General features: G+C 61.9%; 29 protein-coding genes and 1 riboswitch. Of the genes, 12 read left to right on the forward strand and 17 right to left on the reverse strand.

Annotation, left to right across the window (positions count from 1 at the left end; translation table 11 throughout):
* Positions 1-40 precede the first annotated feature (40 nt).
* From ACFIQF_RS12425 to ACFIQF_RS12465, 9 genes are all read right to left on the reverse strand, one after another.
* Complete coding sequence (locus tag ACFIQF_RS12425; protein WP_393943217.1) at positions 41-1,021, reverse strand: Bug family tripartite tricarboxylate transporter substrate binding protein; 981 nt, start codon at positions 1,019-1,021, stop codon at positions 41-43.
* A 42-nt stretch (positions 1,022-1,063) separates the two neighbouring features.
* Complete coding sequence (locus ACFIQF_RS12430; RefSeq protein WP_393943218.1) at positions 1,064-1,819, reverse strand: fumarylacetoacetate hydrolase family protein; 756 nt, start codon at positions 1,817-1,819, stop codon at positions 1,064-1,066.
* A complete protein-coding gene (locus tag ACFIQF_RS12435) occupies positions 1,816-2,478 on the reverse strand; it encodes a fumarylacetoacetate hydrolase family protein (protein ID WP_393943220.1) in 663 nt (220 codons plus the stop codon). The genes ACFIQF_RS12430 and ACFIQF_RS12435 overlap by 4 nt, the downstream gene beginning before the upstream one ends.
* Entirely contained in the window at positions 2,475-2,906 is a 432-nt protein-coding gene (gene hpaR, locus ACFIQF_RS12440) for a homoprotocatechuate degradation operon regulator HpaR (protein ID WP_393943222.1), read from the reverse strand. The genes ACFIQF_RS12435 and hpaR overlap by 4 nt, the downstream gene beginning before the upstream one ends.
* A 201-nt stretch (positions 2,907-3,107) precedes the next feature.
* The gene (locus ACFIQF_RS12445) at positions 3,108-3,587 is read right to left on the reverse strand and encodes a DUF2269 family protein (RefSeq protein ID WP_393943224.1); all 480 of its coding nucleotides are present in this window, start codon (positions 3,585-3,587) and stop codon (positions 3,108-3,110) included.
* A gap of 2 nt (positions 3,588-3,589) precedes the next feature.
* The gene (locus ACFIQF_RS12450; RefSeq protein ID WP_393943225.1) at positions 3,590-3,997 is read right to left on the reverse strand and encodes a DoxX-like family protein; all 408 of its coding nucleotides are present in this window, start codon (positions 3,995-3,997) and stop codon (positions 3,590-3,592) included.
* Positions 3,994-4,905 carry an NAD-dependent epimerase/dehydratase family protein gene (locus ACFIQF_RS12455; RefSeq protein WP_393943227.1) on the reverse strand — a complete coding sequence of 304 codons (912 nt, stop codon included), beginning with the start codon at positions 4,903-4,905 and terminating at the stop codon, positions 3,994-3,996. Before ACFIQF_RS12455 ends, ACFIQF_RS12450 begins: the two co-directional genes overlap by 4 nt.
* Positions 4,902-5,408 carry a thiol-disulfide oxidoreductase DCC family protein gene (locus ACFIQF_RS12460; protein ID WP_393943229.1) on the reverse strand — a complete coding sequence of 169 codons (507 nt, stop codon included), beginning with the start codon at positions 5,406-5,408 and terminating at the stop codon, positions 4,902-4,904. The genes ACFIQF_RS12455 and ACFIQF_RS12460 overlap by 4 nt, the downstream gene beginning before the upstream one ends.
* An 84-nt stretch (positions 5,409-5,492) precedes the next feature.
* Positions 5,493-6,050, reverse strand: coding sequence for a GbsR/MarR family transcriptional regulator (locus ACFIQF_RS12465; RefSeq protein WP_393943230.1), 558 nt, complete (start codon positions 6,048-6,050; stop codon positions 5,493-5,495).
* A 242-nt stretch (positions 6,051-6,292) separates the two neighbouring features.
* Between ACFIQF_RS12465 and ACFIQF_RS12470 the strand changes: the two genes are divergently transcribed.
* Positions 6,293-8,056 carry a C13 family peptidase gene (locus ACFIQF_RS12470; RefSeq protein WP_393943232.1) on the forward strand — a complete coding sequence of 588 codons (1,764 nt, stop codon included), beginning with the start codon at positions 6,293-6,295 and terminating at the stop codon, positions 8,054-8,056.
* A gap of 87 nt (positions 8,057-8,143) precedes the next feature.
* Here ACFIQF_RS12470 and ACFIQF_RS12475 read toward each other — a convergent pair whose 3' ends face one another.
* A complete protein-coding gene (locus tag ACFIQF_RS12475; protein WP_393943234.1) occupies positions 8,144-8,668 on the reverse strand; it encodes an FKBP-type peptidyl-prolyl cis-trans isomerase in 525 nt (174 codons plus the stop codon).
* Positions 8,669-8,723: 55 nt separating this feature from the next.
* Here ACFIQF_RS12475 and ACFIQF_RS12480 point away from each other — a divergent pair, with 55 nt between their 5' ends.
* From ACFIQF_RS12480 to ACFIQF_RS12490, 3 genes are all read left to right on the forward strand, one after another.
* Positions 8,724-9,875: a JmjC domain-containing protein gene (locus ACFIQF_RS12480; protein ID WP_393943235.1), complete on the forward strand. Its 1,152-nt coding sequence runs from the start codon at positions 8,724-8,726 to the stop codon at positions 9,873-9,875.
* Positions 9,872-10,381: a hypothetical protein gene (locus ACFIQF_RS12485; protein WP_393943236.1), complete on the forward strand. Its 510-nt coding sequence runs from the start codon at positions 9,872-9,874 to the stop codon at positions 10,379-10,381. The genes ACFIQF_RS12480 and ACFIQF_RS12485 overlap by 4 nt, the downstream gene beginning before the upstream one ends.
* A 225-nt stretch (positions 10,382-10,606) precedes the next feature.
* The gene (locus tag ACFIQF_RS12490) at positions 10,607-11,035 is read left to right on the forward strand and encodes a hypothetical protein (RefSeq protein WP_393943237.1); all 429 of its coding nucleotides are present in this window, start codon (positions 10,607-10,609) and stop codon (positions 11,033-11,035) included.
* A 487-nt stretch (positions 11,036-11,522) separates the two neighbouring features.
* Here the strand turns inward: ACFIQF_RS12490 and bamC are convergent, their stop codons facing one another.
* On the reverse strand, positions 11,523-12,629 hold the full coding sequence (gene bamC / locus ACFIQF_RS12495; protein WP_393943238.1) for an NlpB/DapX family lipoprotein: 1,107 nt from the start codon (positions 12,627-12,629) through the stop codon (positions 11,523-11,525).
* A 39-nt stretch (positions 12,630-12,668) separates the two neighbouring features.
* Entirely contained in the window at positions 12,669-13,565 is an 897-nt protein-coding gene (gene dapA, locus ACFIQF_RS12500; RefSeq protein WP_393943239.1) for a 4-hydroxy-tetrahydrodipicolinate synthase, read from the reverse strand.
* Between the two features lie 338 nt (positions 13,566-13,903).
* Between dapA and lgt the strand changes: the two genes are divergently transcribed.
* The 7 genes from lgt (at position 13,904) to ACFIQF_RS12535 (ending at position 21,580) form a co-directional block, all read left to right on the forward strand.
* A complete protein-coding gene (lgt, locus tag ACFIQF_RS12505; RefSeq protein ID WP_393943241.1) occupies positions 13,904-14,734 on the forward strand; it encodes a prolipoprotein diacylglyceryl transferase in 831 nt (276 codons plus the stop codon).
* Between the two features lie 92 nt (positions 14,735-14,826).
* A complete protein-coding gene (locus tag ACFIQF_RS12510; RefSeq protein ID WP_393943242.1) occupies positions 14,827-15,606 on the forward strand; it encodes a transporter substrate-binding domain-containing protein in 780 nt (259 codons plus the stop codon).
* Between the two features lie 229 nt (positions 15,607-15,835).
* On the forward strand, positions 15,836-16,504 hold the full coding sequence (locus tag ACFIQF_RS12515) for a GntR family transcriptional regulator (protein WP_393943244.1): 669 nt from the start codon (positions 15,836-15,838) through the stop codon (positions 16,502-16,504).
* Entirely contained in the window at positions 16,501-17,958 is a 1,458-nt protein-coding gene (locus ACFIQF_RS12520; protein WP_393943246.1) for a malonyl-CoA decarboxylase, read from the forward strand. The genes ACFIQF_RS12515 and ACFIQF_RS12520 overlap by 4 nt, the downstream gene beginning before the upstream one ends.
* Before the next feature lie 161 nt (positions 17,959-18,119).
* A complete protein-coding gene (locus tag ACFIQF_RS12525) occupies positions 18,120-19,142 on the forward strand; it encodes a Bug family tripartite tricarboxylate transporter substrate binding protein (protein ID WP_393943248.1) in 1,023 nt (340 codons plus the stop codon).
* A 16-nt stretch (positions 19,143-19,158) separates the two neighbouring features.
* Positions 19,159-19,956 (forward strand): enoyl-CoA hydratase/isomerase family protein, encoded by a 798-nt coding sequence (locus ACFIQF_RS12530; RefSeq protein WP_393943250.1) that lies wholly within the window; start codon positions 19,159-19,161, stop codon positions 19,954-19,956.
* 67 nt (positions 19,957-20,023) lie between these two features.
* A complete protein-coding gene (locus tag ACFIQF_RS12535; RefSeq protein ID WP_393943252.1) occupies positions 20,024-21,580 on the forward strand; it encodes a malonate--CoA ligase in 1,557 nt (518 codons plus the stop codon).
* A gap of 127 nt (positions 21,581-21,707) precedes the next feature.
* Here ACFIQF_RS12535 and ACFIQF_RS12540 read toward each other — a convergent pair whose 3' ends face one another.
* Both ACFIQF_RS12540 and fnr read right to left on the reverse strand, forming a co-directional pair.
* Entirely contained in the window at positions 21,708-22,151 is a 444-nt protein-coding gene (locus ACFIQF_RS12540) for a universal stress protein (RefSeq protein ID WP_393943254.1), read from the reverse strand.
* A gap of 145 nt (positions 22,152-22,296) precedes the next feature.
* A complete protein-coding gene (fnr, locus tag ACFIQF_RS12545; protein ID WP_393943255.1) occupies positions 22,297-23,019 on the reverse strand; it encodes a fumarate/nitrate reduction transcriptional regulator Fnr in 723 nt (240 codons plus the stop codon).
* A 151-nt stretch (positions 23,020-23,170) separates the two neighbouring features.
* Between fnr and hemN the strand changes: the two genes are divergently transcribed.
* Positions 23,171-24,553 (forward strand): oxygen-independent coproporphyrinogen III oxidase, encoded by a 1,383-nt coding sequence (hemN, locus tag ACFIQF_RS12550; protein WP_393943257.1) that lies wholly within the window; start codon positions 23,171-23,173, stop codon positions 24,551-24,553.
* A 55-nt stretch (positions 24,554-24,608) separates the two neighbouring features.
* On the opposite strand, the gene ACFIQF_RS12555 is transcribed toward hemN, so the two are convergent.
* The 3 genes from ACFIQF_RS12555 to ACFIQF_RS12565 form a co-directional block, all read right to left on the reverse strand.
* Positions 24,609-25,433, reverse strand: a complete 825-nt coding sequence (locus ACFIQF_RS12555; RefSeq protein ID WP_393943259.1) for a sulfite exporter TauE/SafE family protein — start codon at positions 25,431-25,433, stop codon at positions 24,609-24,611.
* A 476-nt stretch (positions 25,434-25,909) separates the two neighbouring features.
* Positions 25,910-26,302 carry a cell division protein ZapA gene (locus tag ACFIQF_RS12560; protein WP_393943260.1) on the reverse strand — a complete coding sequence of 131 codons (393 nt, stop codon included), beginning with the start codon at positions 26,300-26,302 and terminating at the stop codon, positions 25,910-25,912.
* Positions 26,299-26,517, reverse strand: coding sequence for a DUF904 domain-containing protein (locus ACFIQF_RS12565; RefSeq protein WP_393943262.1), 219 nt, complete (start codon positions 26,515-26,517; stop codon positions 26,299-26,301). The genes ACFIQF_RS12560 and ACFIQF_RS12565 overlap by 4 nt, the downstream gene beginning before the upstream one ends.
* Before the next feature lie 35 nt (positions 26,518-26,552).
* Positions 26,553-26,799: riboswitch (cobalamin riboswitch) on the forward strand.
* Positions 26,800-26,807 lie beyond the last annotated feature (8 nt).

Raw genomic sequence — 26,807 nt, forward strand, 5'->3', positions numbered from 1 at the left:
GCCTGGGGCCACCCGCCGTGTAGATTGCTGGCGCCCGGGGCTAATCGAGGTGGATGTTCTTTTCCTTGATCAGCGCGGTCCAGATGTCTCGCTCCGAATCCACGTAGCGCCCCATGTCGGCGGCATTGCTGGGGCGCGCTTCCCAGCCGGCGTCGAACAGGTTCTGGCGCACGCTGGGCTCTTGCATGGCTTTTTGCAGCTCGGCACTGAGCTTGGCCTGGATGGCTTCGGGCGTTTTTTGCGGTACCACCAGGCCTTGCCAGGTGTAGGCCTCGACCTTGGTAAAGCCCAGCTCGCGGGCGGTGGGCACGTTGGGCAGCTGCGGAATGCGCTCGCCCGACATGGCGATCAGCGGGATCACCTTGCCGGCCTTGACCGAGCTGACGCCGCTGGGCAGATCCAGCATCATCAGCGGGATCTGGTTGCCCATCACGTCTTGTAAGGCCTGCGCGCCGCCTTTGTAGGGAATGTGCTGCATGCTCACGCCGGCTTCGCGCTGGAACAGCTCCAGCGCCAGGTGGTGCGGGCTGCCGGTGCCAGCCGTGCCGATGCTGTATTTGCCCGGCTCTTTGCGCAGCGCGGCCAGCAGGCCTTGCGCATCTTTGATGCCCAGTTGCGGAGAGGCGATGATGACCAGCGGCGAGCGCCCCATCATGCCCAGTTGCACAAAATCTTTTTGCGGGTTGTAGGGCAGTTTTTTGTAGAGTGCGCTGTTGTAGACCAGCACGCCGTTGTCGGCCGAGAAGATGGTGTAGCCGTCGGGGGCCGCACGCGAGACGATTTCAGACGCGATGATGGCGCCAGCGCCTGGGCGGTTGTCTACCACCGCTGGCTGGCCCAGTTGTTGCGACAGTTGGGTGCCCACCGTGCGGGCCAGAAAATCGGTGCCGCCGCCAGCCGGGTAGCCCACTACCCAGCGCACCGGCTTGTTGGGGTAGTTTTGTTGGGCCGCTGCCAAAGAGCCGCCCAGCAAGCCGCCTATCGCCAGCGCAACGGCGGCGACGCGAAAAGAAATACGCATCTCTCTATCTCCTCAGTGTGGGACGGCGGCTGCTGGCCGCTCTCAGGTGTTTTGCAGCGTGTTGACCAGCGTTCCTATGCCGTCTATTTCGGTCTCCACCACGTCTCCGGCGTTGACATTGACCACGCCGTCGGGAGTGCCTGTCAGGATGACGTCGCCCGCCTGTAGCGTCATGATGCTGCTCAAGTAAGCAATCAGCTCCGGTATGCGGTGGATCATGTGGCTGGTGTTGCCACTTTGGGTTTGCTGGCCATTGACGCGGGTGCGCAGGGCCAGCGCGTGCGGATCGGGGACATCGCTGGCATCGACCAGCCAGGGCCCGATCACGGTGCTCGCGTCACGGTTTTTGACGCGCAGATTGGGGCGGTACCAGTTCTCCAGGTAATCGCGTACCGCATAGTCGTTGCAGACGGTGTAGCCAGCCACGTATTGCATGGCGTCGGCGGCGGCCACACGCTTGGCAGTGCGGCCTATGACCACGGCCAGCTCGCATTCGTAGTGCATGAAGCTGGCGTCGGCCGGGCGCGGCGTGAAGCCCCGGTGGCCCACCAGCGAGTTCGGGCCTTTGAGGAAAACCAGCGGCGCATCTTTGGCGCTGACGGTCAGCTCGTGCGAGAGTTCTTTGACGTGGTCGGCATAGTTCAGCCCCAGCGCAATGATGGTGCCAAACTCCAGCGGCGGCAGCCACTGCACATCAGCTTCGGCCATGGTGCGGCCATCGGGCAGTTGTACGCGGCCATCGGCGGTGGCAGTAACGGCCAGGGTCTGGCCTTCGACAATGATGCGGCCGTGCTTCATGGCAGCTCCTCCAGCACCACGCTGTGCTGCAATTCGCCAAGGCCGGCTACGCGGATCGTGACCACGTCGCCAGGTTTGGCATTGGGCGCTGCTTCGCCAGGGCCAAGCAGCAATACGTCGCCCGCAGAGAGGCTCATGAATTCGGTCACATCGGCGATCAACTGCGCGGCTGGCCGCACCAGTTGCGTAAAGCTGCGCTCGTACACGGTTTGGCCGTTGATGGCGATTTGCAGCTGGGCCTGGTCCACCACAAAACCTGGCGTTGCGGCCACGAATGGGCCCATGGGGCAAAAACCGTCGCGGTCGCGTTGGGCGATGGCGGGGCGGTAGTAGTTCTCGTGCGGCAGCGTTACATCGCTCACCAACACATAGCCGGCCACATATTGCATGGCATCCGCAGCACTGACGCGCGTGGCTTTTTTGCCGATGACGAGGCCAATGGTGGCATCGATACGCACTACGCCAGGCTCGGCCGGGATGGCGACCACTGCCTGGTCGCTGGCAAATGTGTTGCGCGGCTTGATGTAGAGAACGGGCGCTTTGGGGGCGGCCTTGTACGGTGGCTGGTCAAACTGCGGCTCCAGCCGGGCGATGGTGGCGCGGTCGTTCAACAGGGCGCCGTACACCGTGGTGTGCGGCTGAGGGAAAGTGAGGCTCATAGCTGCTCCAACGCAATCAGTTCATCGAGCAGCAGGTACAGCTCTTCCAGTTTGTCTTTGCCAAAGGCTTGCTGCAGACCGCTGTAGTGGCGCGCAATGTCTTTGGATAGTTGCTCGACCAGGCCCAGGCCTTTGGGCGTGGCGCTGACCACCGAGCGGCGCTGGTCGGCCGGGTCTTTTTGGCGCTCGATCAGGCCGTCGCGCTCCATGCGGGTGAGCACGCCGGTGAGGCTGGGGCCCAGCAAAAACGCCTCTTTGGCCACGCGCCCGGTCTCAAACGACTGGCCGCTGCCCAGCACGCGCAACACCCGCCACTGCTGGTCGGACAAGCCGTGGGCGCGCAGAAACGGCCGGGTGTGGGCCATGATGGACTCCCGTGCTTGCAAAAGCAGGCTGGGCAGGTTACGGTGTTTGAGTGCGGTCTTCATTTATTTAATAGGTTAAATAATTTCGGACCCAAATGCAAACGGTATTGCTACGGGAAAACCTGGGGGTGCCAGCAATGTTTGCGTTGCAGCGGCTGTTCGGCAAATGGCATGTCGTAAGCCGCGCATGTTTGATGTCTGGCACTTGTGCTCGCGCCAACTTGGTGTTTGGCGGTTGCCTCTGCAACCAGCTGCAAGCCTATGTCAGCCCCACAGGCCGGGCTTGTTCACCATCAGGTAGTAAATCACCAGCATGGCCACAAAGGCCGGGTAGCCCAGTGCTTCCCAGCGGCGGGCGAGCTGGCGGTACTCTGCCGGCAAGCTCTCCTGGTTTTGGGCTGCGGCAGCCGCCGCCAGGCGCGCCATGCGGATTTGTATCGCCACCACAGGCAACCAGCAGGCGCCGGCCATGGCGTACAGCAGTATCGAGAGCATCAGCCAGGGCGTGTGCCAGGGCCAACCGGCCATCAGCATCAGCGCCACGCCGCTGACCGGCTGGATGATGATGGCCGGCGTGGTAAACCACCAATCGGCCCGCACCACCAAACGGCTCACCACGGCTTGCGCTTGCACGTTGCCGCTGCGGTTGGCAAAAAACATGTAGAAGGCCGAGCCAAAACCGGTGCCCACCATCAGCACGCTCGAGAGAATGTGCAAGGTTTTCAGCAGCAAATAGGTGTTCATCGTCAGCTCCTTTCAGGCTGTGGGTTGGCCCAGTTGCAGCTTTGCCACAGCAGCCACAGGGCGGCGGCAATGGGCAGGTTTTTCGACAGCGGCCCCAGCGGGTGCAGCCACAGGCCGGGCAGCAGGGCAGTGGCGGTAATCGTCATCAGCAGCATGGCGGCCAGTGCTGCTGCGTAAGCCGGGCGGCCGGGGCGCAGCCAAAGCCAAAGGCCCAGCGCCAAATCCAGCGCTGCGCCGCTGCCTATCAACCAGGCTTGGGCGGTGCTGTTGTCGATGCCGCCCGCCTGCAGCAAGGCCGTGCTTTGGCCCTGCCATTCGAGCAGGCTGACAACGCCCGTCCACAGCCAGACGGCGACCAGGCTGTAGCGCAGCAGGCTGAGCGGCAGGTGATTGCTGGTGCGCTGGTTCATGGCTGCTGGCGCAGGCTGGCGAGCATCTGCGCTGGTGCGGTGGGCTTGCGCCCGAGCCAGCGCTCCATGGGGGCGGGGTCGCAGCAGTTGTCGTGCGAGGCGAGGGTGAGCGATGCGCTGCACCACGGGCTGCTGGCCACCACATCGCCCAGCCGGGCGCTGGCTTGCGTGGCCAAGCGCGGCAGTGTAATAAGCATGGGCGCAGCATGGCCAGCTTGTTGGCGCAGGCTGGCAATCATGGCCGCCATCGACAGCCGCTCCGGCCCACCCAGCTCGACGATGCCGGTGGCTGGCGAGAGCAGCAGCTGCTGCATGGCCTCGGCCAGCTCGGCAGCAGTAACGGGCTGGATCAGGCGCTCGCGCATCACCGCTGGCAGCACCAGCACAGGCAGCTTGGCCAGGTTCAGAAACAGCTGGGTGCTGGCGCCGCGTGCGCCGATCACAATGCTGGGCCGCACCACCAGACCATCGAGCTGGCCTTGCGCCGTCAGCTCCAGCAAATGCGCGTCGGCCGCCCGCTTGGTGCGGGCGTAATCGGTGTCATTGCCGTCCACGCCCAGCGCGGAAAGCTGCAGCACGCGCCGCACGCCGGTTTGAGCACAAGCGTCGAACAAGGCCCGCGGTGCGGTGTGGTGCAGCGCTTCCAGCCGCGCACCATTGCTGCCCGGTTGGTCGCGCAAGCTGCCCACGGCATTGATGACCATGTCCACACCTTGCAGATGTGGCAGCCAATCGCTGGCGCGCTGCATGGCTGCAAAGTTGATGGCGGGCTGGCCGCTGCGGCTGGCAGCGATCACTTCCAGGCCTTGTTTGCGCAACTGGTTCGCCAGCGCCTGGCCAATAAAGCCGTGGGCGCCACAGAGCAAGACTTTGCGTGCTGAGCTTGGGGTGTTGGCGTTGCTTGTCATTTGGCGTCCTTAGGGTTCAGGCTGTCGGCATCCAGCTCGCAACTGCCGCTGGCACAGGAAGCGCTGCGGGCGGCGGTTTGCTCTGCGTGGCGGCGGGCTGCGCGGCGCATGGCTTGTTCAAAAATCCATACCACGGGCGCTTGCGGCAGGCGGTAGCGGTTGCGCGCAAACACCGGGTAGAGCAGGCGGGTGGCGTGGGCAATGCCGGGCAGGTTGATGAGCTGCGGCACCCAGGCCCAGCCAATGCCCAGGTAGGCGCGGGTGAGGCAATCGACGCCGGTGTAGACCGTGCCATCGGCGCCCACACCGTGGATGGCGCGCATCAGCTCGGCACGGGGCGCGGGTGCGGCCTGCAGATCGGCGCTGCTGGCATCCACAAACACCAGCCGGCCGGCCTGGTTGCGCAGCATCAGGTTGTTCATCTCGGCGTTGCACAGGCGGCAGCTCGCATCGTAATAAATCGTCAGCGGGAACTGCGTGTCGGCGGAGGCGGACTGGTTCATGCATGCTCCTTTCGTTATTTCTGTCAAAACAGAAATATATCTGCCAAAAAATGGCTGGCTGCCCAAGGCGCGCCAGCCGCTGGATCAGGCTTTGCTGGTTTCCTCGGTAGCTGGGGTGGGCGCGCCCCGCACAAAGCGTTGCACGGTGGCGCCCAGGGTCAAAATTTTGTCTAACGTGGCCGGCGAGAGGCGCAGCATCTCGTCGCTCCAGGCGCCGAGCTTTTGCATCAGCTCCAGCGTGGCGCGAATACGGTCTTGCGCGTCGGCGCTCTCTTGCTCGAACTCTGCGCTGGCCACCAGCGATTGCAGCAGCCGCGTGGTAGGGTCGAACTCTCTTTCCTTGCGCTCGCGCACGATGGTGCGGAACAGCTCCCAGACGTCGACACTGGTCTCGAAATAATCGCGCCGGTCGCCCAACTCATGCGTTACGCGGATCAGGTTCCAGGCTTGCAGCTCTTTGAGGCTGTTGCTCACGTTGGAGCGCGCCACGTTCAGGGTGTCGCTCAGCTGCTCGGCGTTCAGTGCTTTGCCGTAAACAAACAGCAGGGCGTGGATTTGCGCAACCGTGCGGTTCACACCCCAGAGCGAGCCCATTTCGCCCCAGTGCAGCACAAATTGTTTTTGGATGTCGGTCAGTTGCATGGCTGGGATTCTAAGTGGTCTGTTGTTTCTGTCAATACAGAAATTTATCTGGCGGGCGTGTTGCTGGTTTTGTTTTTCTCTTCCGTGGTCAACTGCTTTGCTGGCTTGCAAAGTGCAATCCGACGAAATGACGCCCTTGCCCGACGGAGCAAGCCGCGTCAGCGTGCGCCAACACTGGCGCGGCAGGCCCAAGCGTTTGTGGCAAAGTGCATGGCAATACCGCTGCTTTTGCCCTGTTCGCCATGTCTATCCGCTCCGCCTGCTTTCCTCTGCGTCCGCTGTGGCGCGCTTGCTGTTTGGCCTTTGCGTTGGCTGGTGCAGCAGTGGCGGCTGAGCCCGCGCCGACCCTGGTCTTGCCCGACGGCGGCCGCTACTACGGCAGCTTGCAAGACGGCAAGCTCGAAGGCGAGGGCCGCCTGGTCTGGAACGCCATGCGCAGCTACGAAGGCGCTTTTCACCAAGGCCGGCTCGAAGGCCAAGGCAAGCTCAGTCTCGCTTATGGCGTGTACCAGGGCCAGTTCAAAGACGGTGATTTGAACGGACCGGGCCGCTACACGGGCAAGGATGGCGAAACCTACGAAGGCCAGTTTGTCGACGGCGAATACCACGGCGAAGGCGTGCTCAGCGCCAATGGCAACCGCTACGAAGGCCGTTTTGCCAAAGGGCAGTTTGTGCAAGGCAAGCTCAGTGATGACGGCGGCCAGAGCATGACGGGCGAGTTCAAGGATTTGCAGCCTGTTGGCGTCATGGAGGTGAGTTACCCCGGCGGCATGGTGTTCAAAGGCGAAATGCGCAACCTGTCCGACCCCGGCAAGGGCGAATTGCTGATGCCCGATGGCAAACGCATCCGCGCCGATTTTGGCGCTGGCAATGGCGCAGAGGGCGAAATTCTCTACGCCAATGGCGACCGTTTTACCGGCCCGTTGTATGCGGCCGCGGCCTATGGCAAAGGCCGCATGGTTTATGCCAATGGCGATGTGTATGAAGGCCAGTTTGCCAAAGACCTGCCACACGGTGCCGGCACGCTGACCCCGGCCAAAGGCAAGCGGGCGGCAGTGCAAACCGGGCAGTGGCGGCGTGGCAAGCTGGTGTCTGGCGCCGAAGCCAGCGCACCGGAGGACAACAGTGCCGAGCAAGCCGAGCGCAACAACGAGCTGGCGCTTTACAACCAGCATGTTTTGCTGGCGCGACAGATGGCAGCGCTGCAGCCGAGCAGCGGCAAAACGCCGCAGATGTATGCCTTGTTTCTGGCGGGCGACGGCACGCAGGAAGTCTTCCGCCGCGAGGTGGAATACGTGAGTCAGCAGTTTGCCGAGCGCTATGGCACCGCCGGGCGCAGCCTGCTGCTGGCCAACAGCCGCAGCTCGGTAGAGCGCCTGCCGCTGGCCACCACCGCCAGCGTGGAGCGCGCCTTGGCGGCCTTGGGGCGGAACATGAACAAAGAGCGCGATCTGCTGTTTGTTTTTCTCACCAGCCATGGCTCACGCGAGCACGATTTGCAGTTGGGTATGCGCGGGCTGCGCATTCCGCAGCTCTCGGCCAAACGCTTGGGTGAACTGCTCAAGGCATCGGGCATTCGCAAACAGGTGGTGGTGGTTTCCGCTTGCTATTCGGGCGGCTTTGTTGAGCCACTGCAAGGCCCGAACACCTGGGTGATCACTGCGGCGCGTGCCGATCGCACCTCGTTTGGCTGCGCGGACGAGAACGACTTCACCTACTTTGGCCGCGCGCTGTTCAAGGAAAGCCTGCCACAGGCCAGCAACTTGAGCGATGCCTTTGCCAAGGCCAAGCTGCTGGTGGCACAGTGGGAGGCCAAGCTGCCCAGCACGGGCGAAGACACGGCGCAAAGCGCTGCCAATCCGGCTACCGACTTGGCTGCCCAAGCAGTTGGCGCTGCCGATGCAGCGAGCAAGGCTGCCACACCAACTGAGCATTCCGAGCCGCAAATGTCGGTACAACCGGCTTTTCAAAAGGAAGTGGATGCCTGGTTTGCGGGGCGCAAGTGATGGCAGCTGCGGCGACATTGCCGGGTGCAGGGTGCAAAAAAGCCGCCAACTCAAGAGCGGGCGGCTTGTGTGGGGTAATGCTGGCGCTTAGTGCAGCAGGTTATTGCCCGGCGCTTGCGGTTGCACCTTGAAAAAGCCGGTACCGCAGCTGCCGTTGCCAATTTCTTCTTCGGTGGCGGGGCGCACTTCCTTGACCTCGATATCCAGGCGGATGGCAATGCCGGCGAGCGGGTGGTTGCCGTCGAGCACCACGTGCTCGGGGTACAGTTCGGTCACGGTGTAGAGCATGTTGCGCGGCGCATCGGGGTTGGTGCCGGCGGGCAGGGCGTGGCCGTCGATGGTCATGCCTTCTTCGAGGTCTTTGGGGAAGAGCGAGCGGGCTTCGAGAAAGACCTTGTTCTCGTCATAGTCGCCAAAGGCGTCTTCGGGCTCCAGGTGCAGTTGCACGCGGGCACCGGGGCCGTGGCCTTGCAGCGCCTGCTCGACGCGGGCGAGCAGGTCATCGCCGCCCACGAGAAATTCCACGGGCTCGTCGAGCACGTCGAGCTCTTCGCCCAGGGTGTCTTTGAGGGTCCAGGTCAGCGCGACCACGCATTGATCAGTGATTTCCATAGGACAATTGTCGCAGTTCGGCCCAATGGCCCCACAGACAAGCTAGAAATAATCCATGCAAATCGAACAAGCACTGCCGCTGCTGGGCGGCATTTCTCCGGCGCAGTTCATGCGCCGTTATTGGCAGAAAAAACCCTTGCTGGTGCGCGGCGCCGTCACCGATTGGAAAAAGCTGCAACTGCCGCTGCCACGCGCCCAGTTGTTTGAGCTGGCCGGGCAAGAGGGCGTGGAGTCGCGCCTGCTCCAGCTGAAAAACGGTGCCTGGAGCGTCAAGCACGGCCCGTTCAGCCGCCGCCAAATCCCCTCGCTCAAAACCGAAGACTGGACGCTCTTGGTGCAAGGCGTCGATCTGCACAATCAGGCCGCACATGAGCTGCTGCAGCGCTTTGCCTTTGTGCCGGCGGCTCGCCTGGACGACTTGATGATCAGCTATGCCACCAACGGCGGCGGCGTGGGCCCGCACTTTGACAGCTACGACGTGTTCTTGCTGCAAGCGCACGGCAAGCGCCGCTGGCGCATTGGCAAGCAAAAGAACCTCACGCTCAAGGAAGGCATTCCGCTGAAGATTCTGGCCGAGTTCGAGGCCGAGGAAGAGTATGTGCTGGAGCCGGGCGACATGCTCTACCTGCCACCGCGCTATGCCCACGACGGCGTGGCCGAAGGCGAGTGCATGACGTATTCGATCGGCTTCCGCTCGCCCGCCGAGCACGAGCTGGCCGGTGAGTTGCTGATGCGCATGTCCGAAAGCGACGAGGCCGAGTGCGACATCAACGCCAAGGCGGCCACGCCGATTTACAAGGACGCCAAGCAGCCTGCAGTGGAAGCGCCGGGCGCCATTCCCACCGAGATGCTGGAGTTTGCCCGCGCCGCGCTGGAAAAGCGCTTGGCCGAGCCGCTGGCGCTGGCGCGCGCGCTGGGCGAATCGCTCACCGAGCCCAAGGCCAACGTCTGGTTCGAGCCCGAAAGCTCGCCGGCCATGCTCGAAGCGGTGGAGCTGGACCGCAAGACCCGCATGCTCTACGACGCCCAGCATATTTTCATCAACGGCGAAAGCTACCGCGCTGCTGGCCGGGATTTCACGCTGATGAAAAAACTGGCTGATACCCGCCGCCTGGACCGCCGCGATGTCAGCGGTGCCAGCGACGATGCGCTGTCGCTGTTGTCGCAATGGTGCGAAGACGGCTGGGCCCGGGCCGTGCCGCAATGAGTGATATGCCCACGCCAGCCAGCCCGGTGGCCGCCGGCCGCTTTGAAGGCCGTGTCGCCTTTGAGGCGCAGGTGCTGAACTTTCTGCAGCGCGCGGCTGACGAGCGCTGGCCTGAGTTGATCGTGGGCGATCCGGATTTCTCCGACTGGCCTTGGGGCACGGCAGCGGCTACAGAGCTGCTCAACCGCTGGGCGCGCCATGGCCGCAAGATGACAGTGCTGGCTTACCGCTTCGACGCCTTGCCCCGGCGCCACCCGCGCTGGGTGCAATGGCGCGGCCAGTGGGACCACAAGCTGCAGTGCCGCCAGTTCCAGACGCGCGACGTGTCGCAGGTGCCCAGCGTGCTGTGGTCGCCGCAATGGGTGGTGCAGCGGCTTGACGTGCTGCGTTCCGTTGGCGTGGCCAGTGCGGAGCGCCTGGCCATTGTGCAGATGCAGGAGCAGTTGCAGGAATGGGTGGCACACAAAAGCTCGCCAGCGTTCGCGGCCAGCGTGCTTGGCCTGTAAGCAAGTGAAAAAAGCGTGCTAATCCAAGTCTGTCTGCTTTGGCAATTCGTTGCGGGCCGGCAACAACAATGGTGACACGGGCTTACATACAAAATCGGGGTATTCCCTATAATTCGATGTTGAGTCTCGTGCGTTAAACACTGAGTGTTGCGTACTCTCTGCCGGGGGTGAATCGTTTGCTTCTGGCTTGAAACACAAGAATCCACCGTCGTTAGGAATATCCAAATGAAGAAGTCCGTTGTTCTCGCTTCGTTGATCGCCGCTGTTGCTCTGGCCGCCTGCGGCAAGAAGGAAGAAGCTGCTGCTCCTGCACCAGCACCCGCTCCTGTGGAAGCTCCCGCTCCTGCACCCACACCTGCTGTTGAAGCCGCTAAGGACGCTGCCAACGCCGCTGCCGATGCTGCCAAGGACGCCGCCAACGCTGCTGGCGCTGCTGCTACCAACGCTGCTGACGCTGCCAAGGATGCTGGCGCCGCTGCTGCTGACGCCGCCAAGGACGCTGGCGCTGCTGCTGCTAACGCTGCAAGCAATGCTGCTGACACCGCCAAGGACGCTGCCAAGGATGCCGGCGCCGCTGCTGCTGACGCTGCCAAGGCTGCTGCTGATGCCGCTTCGAACGCTGCTACCGCTGCCAAGGAAGCTGCTACCAAGTAAGCAGTTGGCTTCAGCCAGCCAATGGTCGTGAGGCTGTTGGCTAGCCAGCGCAATACCAAGCCCGTGCTCTGCACGGGCTTTTGTTTTTGCGCGCGGCAGATTGCTGGGGGTTGCGGCGGGCGCGGAGTGGTTGGCGATTGCTTCCCTGGCGGGGAGGTCTGCGCTTTGCGCAGATGCCGGGTGTTCGCCCCGGCGGGCGACTGACCTTCTTGCTGCACGTCCGCAGTGCCGGCCCAGAAGAAAGTCAGCAAAGAAACGTGCCCTGCAGCCAGCGTCCCCGACCGCCCCGCGTGGCGGGGCAATCGGGGGTGCTGGCTGAAAGGGTGGAGCGACGAACAGCCAGCATCCTGAACAGCCACAGCCTGCGAGAACAGCAGAGCGGCTGCAAGCGCGGAAAGCGTTGTGCTGAATATCCGCAATCCGCCAAAGCAAAAAGCCACTGCAGCGCAAGACTGGCAGTGGCTTTTAAAGGGGTTGTCCTGGTCGCTTATTTCATATCGTCGGCCAGCACCTTCACAATGCGCTGGGCATTGTTGCCGGTATCGGCCTGGCCGCTGGCGTTGAGCACCGAGACCACGCTGGTGTTGGCTTCGCTCTTGACCTGGATGCGGTACTTGATCGGCTCGGGGGCATCGGCGCTGCGGTTGAAGATCTTGGCAAAGAAGCCGTCGGGCTTTTTGTTCAGATCGCTCGGGTCGATGTAGCGCACGTAGTAGATGCCTTGGCTGCGGTCGCGGTCTTCAACGGTGAAGCCGGTGCGGTCCAGCGCCAGGCCCACGCGGCGCCAGGTGCGGTCAAACGGGTCGTTGACCTTCAGCACGGGAGCGCCGTTTTGCGTGGTGATGGTCGAGGTGGTGACCGGGGCCAGCGGCGCAGCGGCAATCGCCTTCGATTGCTCTTCGCTCACGCCGAGCTTGACCATGATGCGACGCAGGAACTCGGTTTCCAGCTCGGGGTCGGCCTTGCGGGGCTGCCAGATGGTGCTGTCTTTTTCCTTGTTCGAGTAGACCTCTTCCATGCCGCGGTGGCTCACATAGATTTCGGTCTTGCCATCGGCGCGGCGCTCGATGCGGGTGCGGAACTTGTCCTGCTCGCCGGTCGAGTAGATCGAGTCGAAGATCTTGCCGATGGATTTGCGGATGAAGTCCTGCGGCAGCTTGGCGCGGTTCTCGGCCCAGTCGGTTTCCATGATGCCCAGATCCGAGCGGTCAATGGTCAGCGCAAAGCCGCTTTCCTGCCAGAAATCCTTCACCGGCTCCCAGACCTTGTCGGCCGGGCGGTCGAGCACCAGCCAGCGCTGGTTGCCGTCGCGTTCAATCTGCACATCGCCAATCTTGCTGACGGCCGTGCCCTCGGTGCCCTTGGGCTTGTTGTCCTGCTGCACCTGGTAGGCGGCGGCCGAGACGGTGCCGCCAGGCACCACATAGCGTGAGTCCTTGGACAGCTGGGTCAGGTCCGGAGGCACTTCCAGCGTGGGCGCCTTGGTGGCGCTTTTGTAGTCGATCTTGTCACCGGCGAGCAGATCGCTGGTGCCGCTGCAGGCGGCCAAAGTGACAGACAGGCTCAGCAAGCTGAGTTTTGCGAGGGAATTCACGTTCAAATCCTTAACAGAGACGACGATGCGCAGACGGCTTTATAACAGGCCGGCTCCACGCATCGCAGCTTCCACCGTGCCGTGCAGACCGGCAGACAGCTCGGTCATCGGCAGGCGCAGGGTTGGGCCGCACAGCCCCATTTTGCTGGCCGCCCACTTTACCGGAATGGGGTTGGCCTCCAAGAACAGGCTCTTGTGCAGCGGCAGCAGTTTATTCTGAATTTCCATAGCCCGACCGACATCCTTGGCAATTGCTGCCTGGCACAGCTGGCTCATCATGCGAGGCGCGACGTTGGCGGTCACGCTCACATTGCCGTGGCCGCCGCACAGCATCAGGGCTACGGCGGTGGGATCGTCGCCCGAGTAGATGCCAAAACCGGCCGGCGCGTCTTTGATCAACCATTGCGCCCGCTCAATGTTTCCGGTGGCTTCCTTGATACCGACAATGCCCGGCACCTCTGCCAGGCGCAGCACGGTCTCGTGCTGCATGTCGGCCACGCTGCGGCCGGGCACGTTGTACAGGAAGATCGGCAGATCGCCCACTTCTTCGGCAATTGCCTTGAAGTGCAGGTACTGGCCTTCTTGCGTGGGCTTGTTGTAGTAGGGTACGACTTGCAGCTGGCTGTCGGCGCCCACGCTCTTGGCGTACTTGGCCAGGGTGATGGCTTCGTGGGTGGAGTTGGCGCCGCAGCCGGCCATGATGGGCACGCGCTTGTTCGATTGCTCCACCGCCACACGGATGATCTCCATGTGCTCTTCCACCGTCACCGTGGGCGATTCGCCCGAGGTGCCGACCACGCCGATGCAGTTGGTGCCCTCAGCGATATGCCAGTCGATCAGTTTGCGCAGGCTGGCGTAGTCCACGCTGCCGTCGGCATGCATGGGGGTGATGAGGGCAACAATACTACCGGTCAGGGGAACGCTGGTGGATGTCATGGCTTGTTGGTGAGCGAGAAAGGCTGAAAAAAGGATTCTAGCGAGCGCCGAACTGCGCACGCCTGCGCCAGTATAGCGCTGCCATCAGGGTTTTATGACATATTGAATGCTGATTGCTATTTTGTTTCGACAAATTGGCAATTGTGATTGCTTATTTTGGTCGAAATGACTAAATGACTGCGCTCAGCCGCCTGTCCGCCAGCGTGTCACGGAATGTACTGGCTGCTGGGGCGTTGACGTTAACTGTGCGGCAAACCCGTGCAGATGTTGGCAGGAGCGGTGTGCTCCGGCAGGCCTGCCCTGGGCTTGTAACGCGGTTGCCCAGGTTCTGCGGCACAATGCCAGCCATGCTGATGTACCCCCAATTTGATCCCATCGCCATCAAGATCGGCCCGCTCGCCGTGCACTGGTACGGCCTCACTTATCTGGTCGCCTTTGGCCTGTTTTTGCTGCTGGGCATTCGCCGCCTCAAGGACCAGCCGTTTGCATCGATCACCACGCCATCGGCCTGGCTGCGCAAGGATGTGGAAGACATCCTTTTTTATGGCGTGCTGGGCGTGATTGTGGGCGGGCGCCTGGGTTATTGCCTGTTCTACAAGCCGGGCTACTACCTCAGCCATCCGCTGGAAGTGTTCGCGGTCTGGCAAGGTGGCATGAGCTTCCATGGCGGCCTCATCGGCGTGATCGTCTCGATGGTGCTGTTTGCCAAGCTCAAAGGCCGGCCCTGGTTGCAGGTGGCCGATTTTGTGGCGCCTTGTATTCCGCTGGGCTTGGCATCGGGCCGCATTGGCAACTTCATCAATGGCGAGCTGTGGGGCCGCTTTGCCAGCGCCGATCTGCCTTGGGCCATGGTGTTTCCGCAAAGCGGCTCGATGCAGCCGCGCCATCCTTCACAGATCTACCAGTTTTTGCTCGAAGGCGTGCTGCTGTTCGTGCTGCTGTGGTGGTATTCGCGCAAGCCGCGTGGCGAGGGCCAGGTGGCTGGCGCTTTCCTGATCGGCTACGGCGCGCTGCGCTTCACGGCCGAGTATTTCCGCGAGCCGGACGATTTTCTGGGTCTCTTGTCGCTGGGCATGAGCATGGGCCAGTGGCTGTGCGTGCCCATGGTGGTGCTGGGCCTGTACCTCTGGAACCGTGGCCGCCAGCAGCCGGTGCTGGCTGGCGCCTGAGGCGCTTGCGCCGGTAATATACTGCGCCCTGGTGGCAAGGGCTAGGCGGCCATTGCCAATGGGTGTGGACCCAGACGTTCTTGGAGTTTCGAATGAAGAAAATTTTGGCGCTGAGCTTGAGCGCTGCAGCACTGATCGGCTTGTCGGCCCCTGCATCGGCGGCGCAGGACCTGAAGGTGGCAGTCGACCTGTCGTATGAACCCTTTACCTACAAGCTGGCTTCGGGCCAGCCCGCGGGTTTCGACATTGACATCGCCAACGCCATCTGCGAGCAGATCAAACGCAAGTGCGTGTTTGTCGAGCAAGTCTGGGACGGCATGATTCCCGGCCTGCAAGCCAAGAAGTACGACGTGATCATCAGCTCGATGGCCAAGAACGAAGACCGCGCGCGCGTGGTTGATTTCTCCAACAAGTACTACCACACGGGTGCCCGTATCGTGATGCCCAAGGGCTTCCAATACACCGGCCCCGAATCGCTCAAAGGCAAGAAAATGGGCGTGCTCAAGGCCAGCATCCAGGAAAAATGGGCGCTGACCTACCTTAAGCCCGCGGGCGTGGATGTGGTGTCTTACCCCGGCCGCGACCCGGTTTATCTGGACATCAACTCCGGCCGCCTCGACGGCTCGGTGGCCGACAGCGTGGAAATTGCCTATGGCTTTTTGAAAAAGCCCGAAGGCCAGAAGTTCGAGTTCGTCAGTGACACCCTGGTCGACAAGAAGATTTTTGGCGAAGGCGCCAGCATCGCCTTGCGCAAGGGCCAGCCCGAGCTGAAGAAAGAGCTGAACGAGGCGATTGCCGCTATCCGCGCCAATGGCACTTACAAGAAGATTGCCGACAAGTATTTCGACTTCGATCCTTACGGCAAGGACTGAACGCGGCTGATTCCGCATTTCACGCAAACTCTCGCAAAAGCAGGCTTCGGCCTGCTTTTTTCATGTCTACGTCTGCAAAACAGCGTTTGCAGGCGAAAAAAAGCGGCATTGGTGTAAATACGCAATTCAAAATTCTCTGTTATTTCTCATAATTACAGAAAGCATTGCCGGATATTGCGGCCACAAGGCTTGCAAGGCAGTTCGGCAATGCAGCGCAGGAGGAGAGTGGATGGCAACTGCTGCACAACCTTTGCACGACACCGTGGCCAACCAGGTGCGGGACCTGATCTTTGCCGGCGAGCTGGAGCCCGGCGAGTTGCTCGACGAGAAAACGCTGTGCGAGCGCCTCTACGTATCGCGCACGCCGCTGCGCGAGGCGCTCAAGCTGTTGGTCTCCGAAGGCCTGCTGCGCCATGAGCCGCGCCGGGGCTGCTTTGTGGCCACCATCACCGACCGCGATCTCGACGACATCTTTCCCGTGATTGCCTTGCTGGAAGGGCGGGCCGCTTTCGAAGCCACCAACAAGCTCAGCCCGGCTGACCGCGCGGTGCTCGACGTCTTGCACGAGCAGCTGACGCATTGCGGGGAGTCGGGCGACATAGAAGGCTACTACCGCATGAACTACCAGATTCACGAAGCCTTCATCACCCTGGCCGATAACCGCTGGCTGGCGCAGACGATTGGCGACTTGCGCCGCATTCTGCGCCTGGCGCGCCTGCAGCAGCTGAGCGCGCCCGGCCGCTTGCTGGGCAGCTTGCAAGAGCACCTGAACATCTACGCGGCCATGGTGGCGGGCGACGCAGGCGGCGCCGAGCAAGCCATGCGCCACCATTTGCTGCAGCAGCGCAAGGCGCTGCAACGCATGACGACATTGTCACTTTCGAGGATCAGCATATGAGCGACACCATTCCTGACAGCGGCGCCAGCAGCTGGCTGCACAAAAGCGCAGCCTGGTTGCGCTCCGTCGGCATTCCCACCGAACTGGGTACTGGCACGGATGCCGGCACCGAGCGCAACACCACCGAGCGCCTGAAAGCCACCTTGCGCCGGGGCAGCGAAGTGCTGTCGCCGCGCGAGCTGCGCCGCCTGCTGGCCGATCTGCAAGGTGCGGCGGCCAGCGAGCTGAGCGATATCGAAGGCGGGCGCCTGGCCGAGCAGGTGATGCAGTGGTATGGCAAGGCCTCGGCCGAACAGCGGCTGGATTTGTGGCACCTGCTGTGCGAGCAGTTTGTGCCCGATGTGGCCAAAATCCAGCAAGTGCGGCAAAAGTACGAAGATGCCATTGGCACAGCGAGCATGGGCGCGGCCGAGCGCCAACTGCGCCGCGCCATGCTGACACCGCGCCTGCGCCTGCTGCAGCGCTTTGCCGTGCCGCCCCAAGGCATGCGCTTTTTGCTGGATTTGCGCGCCGAACTGCTGCCACAGCTCAAGGCCAACGACTGGCTGGGCGCGCTCGACGCCGATCTGGAATACCTGTTCTCGACCTGGTTTGACGTGGCGTTTTTGGAGATGCGCAGCCTCAACTGGGATTCGCCCGCATCGCTGCTCGAAAAGCTGATCAAGTACGAAGCGGTGCACGACATCCGCAGCTGGGACGACCTGAAAAACCGCCTCGACAGCGACCGCCGCTGCTACGGCTTTTTCCACCCGCGCCTGCCCAATGAGCCGCTGATTTTTGTGGAGGTGGCGCTGGTCGACAAGATGTCGGACTCGATCACGCCGCTGCTCGACGAAAAGGCCGCCGCGGCCGATCTGAGCAAGGCCAGCACGGCGATTTTCTACTCGATCAGCAATACGCAAACTGGCCTGCGCGGCGTGAGCTTTGGCGATTCGCTCATCAAAAACGTGGTCGAGCAGTTGCTGCAGGAGTTCCCCAAGCTGCGCCAATTTGCCACGCTGTCGCCGATTCCGGGTTTTCGCAGCTGGTTGGGCAAGAACGCCGACGCCGTCTGGGAATCGGCCGACAAGCGCTTGCGAGGCGAAGTGGCCAAGGCCCTGGGAGACGAAGCAGCCAGCGCTGCGCAATGGCTGGCCGCTTGCGAGCAGCCGCTGGAGCTGGATGTGGCCAGCCCGCAAGCCAAATTGCTGCAGCATGCGGCGGCCGTGTACCTGGGAAAAACCCTGGTGAAAGAGCGTCCGGCCGACCCGGTGGCGCGCTTCCACCTGGGCAATGGCGCGCGCGTGGAGCGGCTCAATTGGGCGGGCGATCCGTCGGCCAAGGGCGTCAAACAATCCTATGGCCTGATGGTGAACTATCTCTACGATCTGAAGCGCCTGGACAAGCACCGCGCCTTGCTGGCCCAAGGCAAGGTGCCGGTGTCGTCAGCCATTGAGTCACAAGCCAAGACCTGAGCGTCTTGGCCATCCAAAAATAGGAAAGGGTTGATGGTTCGCCAGCGCAGCTGCGCGGCGGGCCAGGGTGAGAGAGCGAGTGTCAGTGAGTGAATCCAGCGGCCCCAAAGCGCAAGCCCATGCGCCCAAGCGGGCCGTACAACAACATTAAGGAGACAAGCATGAATAAGCACAAGCAAGATATGGGTTGGCAGGGTCAGCCCAGGCGGCATTTTCTCGGCCAGGTGGCGGCCGGCATGGCGGCCGCAGGCCTGCCGGTATGGGCGCTGGCCAACAGTGCCAAAGACTGGCCCAACAAGCCGGTCACCTGGGTGGTGCCTTTTCCCGCTGGCGGTGGCACGGATGCGTTTGCGCGCCCGCTGTCGTCGCAGTTCGCCAAAACCACGGGCAAAACCTTGGTGATCGACAACAAGGGCGGCGCTGGCGGCACCTTGGGCGCCAGCTTTGCAGCGCGCCAGCCCAGCGACGGCTACCATTTTTTCATGGGCGGCACGCACCACGTGATTGCGCCTTCGGTCTACCCCAAGCTCGATTACGACATCCAAAAAGACTTGGTGCCGCTGGCGCTGCTGGCCACCGTGCCACAGGTGGTGGTGGTGAACCCCAAAAAAGTCAGCGCCAACACCATGCAGGAGCTGATCGCCCAGATCAAGGCCAACCCCGGCAGGATGAGCTATGCATCGGCTGGCGCGGGTAGTAGCCACCATTTGGCTGGCGAACTGTTCAAAATTCAGAGCAAAACCGACATCATGCATGTGCCTTACAAGGGAGCGGGCCCGGCGCTGCAAGACCTGATTGCTGGCAATGTGGACATGTTGTTTGACGGCCTGGGCTCATCGGCCGCGCACATTGCGGCTGGCCGTATCAAGTGTTTGATGGTGGCGGGCAATAAACGCAACCCTTCGCTGCCCGATGTGCCTTGCGCGGCCGAAGTGGGCCTGCCCGATTACACGGTCACCACCTGGTACGGGCTGTGGGCCATCAAAGGCACGCCGCCCGAAGTGCAGGCGCGCATGCTCGAAGAGATCCAACGCATGGGCGCCTCGGAAGAAATCAAGGCCGTCTGGGCGAAAAACGGTGCCGACTATGGCAGCATGACGCAGCCGCAGTTTGCGGCCTTTGTGAATGATGAGGTCAAGCGCTGGGCCGAGGTGGTAAAAGCCTCGGGCGCCAAGATCGAATAGCAACAGGAGCGGGTGGATGGCTGGTCAGGTTCGGGTGGAGCACTGGAAAACGGGTGAGAGCGGTGCGGCGCAAAACGCGGCCGTGGTGCGGGTGGTGTTGGACCACCCCGGCAAGCTCAACGCCATGTCGCGGGCCATGTGGCGCGAGCTGCGGGCCGTGTTTGAAAGCTTGCAGCGCAACACGGCTCTGCGCTGCATTGTGGTCGAAGGCGCAGGCGAGGCTTTTTGTGCAGGCGGTGATATCTCCGAGTACGAGAGCTTTCGCTTTGCGCCCGACACCTTGGCCGCTTTCCATGAAGACGAAGTCTGGGCCGGCCTGAACGCCATGCTGCAGTGCGATGTGCCGATAGTGGCCGCCATCCGTGGTGCATGTATGGGCGCAGGCGTGGAGATCGCCAGCTGCTGCGACATCCGCGTTGCAGCCGACAACGCCAAATTTGGTGCGCCCATTGCCAAGCTCGGTTTTCCGATGGCACCCAAAGAAGCTGCGTTGGTGGCCAGCCAGATCGGCAGCCTGAAGGCGCGGCAAATGCTGTTGGAAGCCGCAGTGTTTGGCGCTGCCGACATGCTGGCCAGCGGTTTTCTCAGCCGCTGCCAAAGTGCTGAGGCGCTTGCTGAGCATGTGGATGAAACCGCGCAGCGCATTGCACGGCTGGCGCCGCAGGCGGCTCGGCTCAACAAACAAACCCTGCGCGCCTTGGCGGCTGGCGATATAGCGGCACCCGCATTGGCGCAGCCCTATGCGTACGCCGATTCGGCCGAACACCGTGAAGGCATTGCCGCCTTTATCGCCAAGCGCCCGGCGCAATTTTGAGGGCTGATTTTTATTTTGAAAGCGGTGAGCACAGCCGCGTACAACACCACCAAGCAAGAAGACAAGCATGAAAAATCACAATTTGTTTTGCGCACTGCGCGACGCATTCCCCAGCAATCTGGACGAGGTGGCGGTCGAAACCACCTCCCCCAGCGGCGAGCCGCTGAACTACAGTTGGCGCGATCTGGAGCGCATGAGCGCCCGCATCGCCAACCTGCTGGACAGTCTGAAGATCCCGAGCGGCAGCCGAGTGGCGGTGCAGGTGGAAAAATCGGTCGAAGCCATGGCGCTGTACCTGGCCACCTTGCGCGCCGGCTATGTGTTCCTGCCCCTGAACACGGCCTACCAAAGCGCTGAAATCGAATACTTCATCACCAACGCCGAGCCGGCCGTGGTGGTGTGCTCGCCGCAAAACTTTGGCTGGGTCTCGAAAATTGCTTTCCAGTGCGGCACGCGAAGCGTTTTCACACTGGGCGAAGACCGCAGCGGCACCTTGTTGGAGCGTGCGGTGCACTGTGCCGAGGAGCACGAGCCAGCCGTTAAAACCGCAGATGACATGGCGGCCATTCTCTACACCAGCGGCACCACGGGCCGCAGCAAAGGCGCGATGCTCAGCCACGGCAACCTGCTGAGCAATGCGGTGATGCTGAAAGACTATTGGGGCTGGGAAAAAGGCGATGTGCTCATCCATGCGCTCCCGATCTTCCACGTGCACGGCCTGTTCGTTGCCATTCACGCTGCACTGCTCAACGGCAGCAAGATGCTCTGGTTCGCCAAGTTCGAGCCCAAGGCGGTGATCGCGGCCATGGCGCGCGCCACGGTTTTCATGGGCGTGCCCACCTTGTATGTGCGCATGCTGGCGGAGCCGGCACTCAGCAAAGAGAGCACCAAGCACATGCGCTTGTTCATCTCGGGCTCGGCGCCGCTGCTGATCGAGACTTTCCGCGAGTGGCAAACCCGCACCGGCCACACGATTTTGGAGCGCTACGGCATGAGCGAAACCATCATGCTGGTCTCCAACCCTTACCGCGCCGACAGCCGTTACAACCACCAGGACGAGCGCCGCGGTGGCACCGTCGGCTTTCCGCTGCCCGGCGTGGGCGTACGTGTGCATGGCGACGATGGCCAGGCTTTGCCGGTGGGTGAGATTGGCAATATCCAGGTGCAAGGGCCCAACGTGTTCAGCGGCTACTGGCGCATGCCGGAGAAAACGGCCGAAGAGTTCACCGCCGATGGCTGGTTCAAGACCGGCGACGTGGGTAAGCTCGACGAGCGCGGCTATGTGACGATTGTCGGCCGCAGCAAAGACCTGATCATCTCGGGCGGCTACAACGTCTATCCGGCCGAGATCGAAGGCTATATCAACGAGCTGCCCGGCGTGGCCGAAAGTGCGCTGGTAGGCGTGCCACACCCGGATTTTGGTGAAGTCGGCGTGGCCGTGGTGATTGCCAAACCCGGCCAGAGCCCGGATGCGGACGGCATCATCAGCACGCTGAAAAACCAGCTGGCCAATTTCAAAATCCCCAAGCGCTGCTTTGTGGTGGCCGAGCTGCCTCGCAACACCATGGGCAAGGTGCAGAAAAACCTGCTGCGCGCGCAGTACCAGGATCTGTTCAAGGCCTGAATCCGGCCACAGCCGTCAGCCCAGCTGGCGGCTGCAATGGTGTCCATGGACGCAAAAAAGAGAAGGCCGGGAGCCTTCTCTTTTTTTGGGGGGTTGGGCGCGTGGGCCTGTAATTGTGCTTATGCGATCAACGCAGTACCAGCACTGGCACCTTGGCGTGCGTCAGCACATGCTGGGTTTCGCTGCCTAGCAGCAGGCGCTTGAGGCCTTTGTAGCCGTGCGAGGCCATGACGATCAGATCGCACTTCTCGCTGTCGGCCACTCGGAGCAGCGACTCGGCCACCAGATCGGACTGCACCACCAGGGCCTTGACGGGCACACCCGCGCTGGCGCCTTCGGCCACCACTTTGTCGACCACGGCCTGCGCCGAATCCAGCCAGCCTTTTTGCACCCGGGCGATCTCGGCCGGATCAGCATTCGTGCTGCCTTCAAAATAGCTGCGCGGATAGTTGGGCGAAATATTGACGGCGGTGACTTGCGTCTTGCCCAGTTTGGCCAGTGCCAGTGCGTGTTGCACCGCTTTGTTGGACAGTTCCGATCCGTCGGTGGCAAGCAGAATATGGTGGTACATCAGCAGCTCCTTTTTGGTGTGGGCTAGAGCACCCGCCGGGAAAAGTTGGCGAGCACTGGTTGCAGCGAGCCGATCACCTTAGCGCATGCATAACTACCAGACTTTGCGCCAAATCAGCACTGATGCAGGTGTTTTGGCGCTGTGATTACACGCCGCAGTGCTGGTTGTTAACCAGCGCATGGAGTTTGTCCGTATCCAGAATACGGACGTGGCGCTGCTTGACTTCGATGATGGCTTCTTCGGCGAACTTCGAGAAAGTGCGGCTGACGGTTTCGAGCTTCAGGCCCAGGTAGCTGCCGATCTCTTCGCGCGTCATGCGCAGGATCAGCTCGGACTGCGAGAAGCCGCGCGTGTGCAGGCGCTGCACCAGGTTCAGCAGGAAGGCGGCCAGGCGCTCTTCTGCACGCATGCTGCCCAGCAGCAGCATGACGCCGTGCTCGCGCACGATCTCGCGGCTCATCACCTTGTGCACGTGGTGCTGCAGCGCGTTGACTTCGCGCGAGAGCTCTTCGAGCGTGGAATAGGGCATGACGCAGACTTCCGCATCTTCCAGCGCAATCGCGTCGCAGGAATGGCGGTCGTTGACGATGCCATCCAGCCCGATGATCTCGCCCGCCATCTGGAAGCCGGTGACCTGGTCACGACCATCTTCGGTGGCGATGGTGGTTTTGAAAAAACCGGTGCGGATCGCATAGAGCGAGTTGAAAGCCTCGCCATTGCGGAACAGGGCGGTTCCTCGTTTGATTCTGCGGCGGGTGGCAACAAGCTCGTCAATACGATCCATTTGATCGGATGAAAGGCCGACGGGCATGCACAACTCGCGCAGATTGCAGTTGGAGCAGGCCACTTTGATCGCGTTGGGTGTCATGTGTCAATATCCGGTTACAAAAAATTGTGTAGAAACAAAGGTTCCACACTTAGCCTCATTGTGTACGGAGGCGTAAAAATGATCCTTGACATAAGTCAAGGACATGGGCGTCCGCTTGCGGCACATTGCAGCTTCTAAAAGAAGAGAGATCATGATGGCCTTGACCCCCGACTTGCTGCGCCGGTTCGATGTATCCGGCCCGCGTTACACTTCGTATCCTACCGCAGACCGCTTTGTTGAAGCCTTTGATGCGGATGGCTACCGACGAGCGCTGGAGCAGCGCAGTGCTGGTTTGGGTAGCCGTTTGGTGCCGTTGTCGCTGTATGTGCACATACCGTTTTGCGAGTCGCTGTGCTACTACTGCGCTTGCAACAAGATTATCACCAAGCACCCCGAGCGCGCCGACGAATACCTGGACTATCTGGAGCGCGAACTCGATTTGCAGTTGGCGCATTGCCGCAGCAATCAGCCTGTCAGCCAGTTGCATCTGGGTGGCGGCTCGCCAACCTTCCTGAGTGATGAAGCACTCACACGCCTGATGGAAATGGTGCGTGCACGCTTTCAGCTGCAGCCGGGGGGCGAATACTCTATAGAGGTCGATCCCAGAACAGTGACGCCGGCGCGACTCCGCCATCTCTACAGTGTGGGCTTTAACCGTTTGAGCTTTGGCGTGCAGGATTTTGACCCGCAGGTGCAAAAAGCCGTGCACCGAGAGCAGCCCGCCGAGCAGGTGTTTGATTTGGTGGCGCAGGCGCGCGCCATCGGCTTTGAGTCCATCAATATCGATTTGATCTACGGCCTGCCGCAGCAAACACCGGCCAGTTTTGCCCGCACCATGGAGCAAGTCTGTCTGCTGCGCCCCGATCGCATTGCGCTGTACGCCTATGCACATTTGCCCGAGCGCTTCAAGCCCCAGCGCCGCATTGCTGTGCAGGAGCTGCCCAACCCGGTCGACAAGCTGTCCATGTTGGCGATGGCTTTGGAGAGTCTGCAGGCGGCGGGCTATGTCTATGTGGGCATGGACCATTTTGCTTTGCCTGGCGATGGGCTGGCCGTGGCCAAGCGCCAAGGGCGCCTGCACCGCAACTTTCAGGGCTACAGCACGCAACCCGATTGCGATCTGATGGCGCTGGGCGTGTCGGCCATTGGCAAAATCGGTGCCACCTACAGCCAGAACGCCAAAACGCTGGAAGAGTATTACGACCTGATCGACCAAGGCCAGATCCCCGTGGTGCGCGGCTTGGCGCTGGGCCGGGACGACATGCTGCGCCGCTGCGTGATCATGAGCCTGATGTGCCAGGGCACGGTGGTGCTGGAGTCGGTCGAGCAATCATGGCTGGTCGATTTTCGCCAGTACTTTGCCGCTGAGCTGGAGCAACTGCAGCCCTTGGTGGAGCAGGGCCTGGTCGAGATCACGCCAGAGGCGATCAATGTGACCGAGCTGGGCTGGTACTTTGTGCGCGGCGTGGCCATGGTGTTTGACAAGTATCTGCAAGCCGACCGCACGCGGGCCCGTTTTTCCAAAATCATCTGAACGAGTCAGCGCGGGTGGTGGGCCGCATGGGCTGCGGCTCAGCACCCGTTACGCTTCAGGCAGAAAGTGCCGCCAGGCTTTTGTACAGCATGTACATGGCCAGGCACAGCAAAATGCCGCCAAAGATTTTCTTGAGTTGCGCCACGGGCAGCTGGTGCGCCGCCTTGGCGCCCAGTGGTGCCGTCAGCACGCTGCAAACGGCTACGGCCACCAGGCCCGGCAGCCAGATATAGCCCAGCGAATGTGGTGGCAGGTTTTGCGCATGCAGGCCGGCCAGCATGAAGCCGATCACGTTCGTCACCGCAATCGGGAAGCCCAGCGCAGCGCTGGTGGCCACTGCGTTGTGGATGGGCACGTTGCACCAGGTCATGAAAGGCACGCTGATAAAAGCGCCGCCGGCTCCCACCAATCCAGATAAGCCTCCGATCACGCTGCCAGCCGCCAGTTGGCCGCCGGTACCAGGCATGGTGCGGGTGCTGCTTGGCGCGCTCGACTTGCGGAACATGCGCAACGCCGAGTAGCCGACAAACAGGCCAAAAAACAAACCCAGGTAAGTGCCTTTGAGCAAAGCAAAAATGCCCAGGCTAGCCACCAGCCCACCCAGCACAATGCCGGGCGCGAGGCGTTTGACGATGTCCCAGCGCACGGCGCCGCGCTTGTGGTGGGCGCGCACGCTGGAGACCGAGGTGAACATGATGGTGGCCATCGAGGTGGCAATCGCCATCTTGATCGCCAGCTCTGGCGCCACCGCCTGCGTGCCCAGGATGTAGGTCATGAAAGGCACCAGCACCATGCCGCCGCCAATGCCGAGCAAACCTGCCAGAAAACCGGTGATCAGGCCCAAGCACGAGAGCGGGAGCAATACGAGAGGATCGGTCATGGTGGGCGTTCGCGCAGGAAAAAGGCCACCTGACTCAGGTGGCCTGAAAGCCCCGCCGCAGCGGAGAGGAGAAGCTGACGGGTGGCAGCGCTGGAGGGCGGCCGCCCCAAATGAGGTGTTCGCAGCGGATCCACCGGACCGTCATCCTGAACCGGGGGTTCAGGTGGGCGAGGGCAACCTGTCGTTGGGTTCATCTGACGCGAGACGATCACGCTCAACAGGTGATGTACCAAGCCCGTGCTCGTAGAGCATTGGTTCAAGGAACTATAAAGTCCGGCAGGGCTGCGAACGCTTCCATTGTACCGGCTGGGGCCTGGTTGCCGGCCCAAAATGCCAATTCAATGTCCGAAACTGGGGCAAAAATAGTAGCAGCCAGTGCTTGATGGGAAAGCGCTGGCTGCTGGTTTTTTGCCAAATCCTTGCAATGGGCGGCAATCTGTGTTGCAACCGCTGCCCATGCGTGGGGATTGAGTGCCTCAGGAGGCGGCGGTGGCGTTGGCGGTTGCGGCCGCAGCCGTGTCGCTGGTGGCTGCGTCGAGGCGCTGCATGATAGCTTGCAGGCGCGGCTCGTCCCAGTTCAGCGATGCCTGGCCGCTGGCGGCAGCGGGCTGTGCCGCCGCTTCGCTGCGGGCCTGTTCGGCTTGCTGGTTCAGCTCGGTGTTCTGGGTTTTCAGGTCGAGCAGGTCAAAAGCCATGTTCAACGCGGCCAGCACGGCAATGCGCTCGCGGCCGCGGATCTTGCCGCTGTCGCGGATGCCGCACATGGCGTCGTCCACCTGCTTGACCGCTGCCAGCAGGCGCTCTTCCTGGCCTTCGGGGCAGCCCAGCATATAGCTTTGCTGCATGATGTGTACTTCAAGCTGCTTCATGATTCGTCCTGGTCAAAAGTCTTGGGCAGGCGTTCGATCAGCGCGTCCACGCGCGAGCGGGCGGCTGTCAGGCGCGATTGCAGGGAGTCGCGTTCCTGGGTGAGGGAGGCCATCTGCTCTTGCAGTTCGGCGTGCGCGCGTTGTAGTTGTTCGTGGCGGGTCAGCAAGGCTTCCACCCGTTCCAACATCAGGTCCAAAGAAGGCGTAGTGACCATAGAGAGACAGTTTTTGATTGCGCAACAGTAAAGACGATAAAATTGTACCCGTTGGTGCTCGCCACGGTGGTTCACACCCTGGCAGTTCAACGGGAAGCAGGGGAGTTCGCTTGTGCCCTACAAGCCATGCCCAACCTGCGCTGCCCCCGCAACGGTAAGCGATCGATGGCTGTACGCCATCTGCAGCCGCAATATTGCCACTGAATACCTTGAACAAGTGTTTGGGAAGGCGCGCGCTGTGACATCGTCAGCCCGGATACCGGCCAACGCTGAGGACTGCGGTGCGTCTG

Origin of the sequence: Comamonas trifloxystrobinivorans (genome assembly GCF_043359985.1) — a bacterium.
GTDB lineage: Bacteria > Pseudomonadota > Gammaproteobacteria > Burkholderiales > Burkholderiaceae_C > Comamonas > Comamonas trifloxystrobinivorans.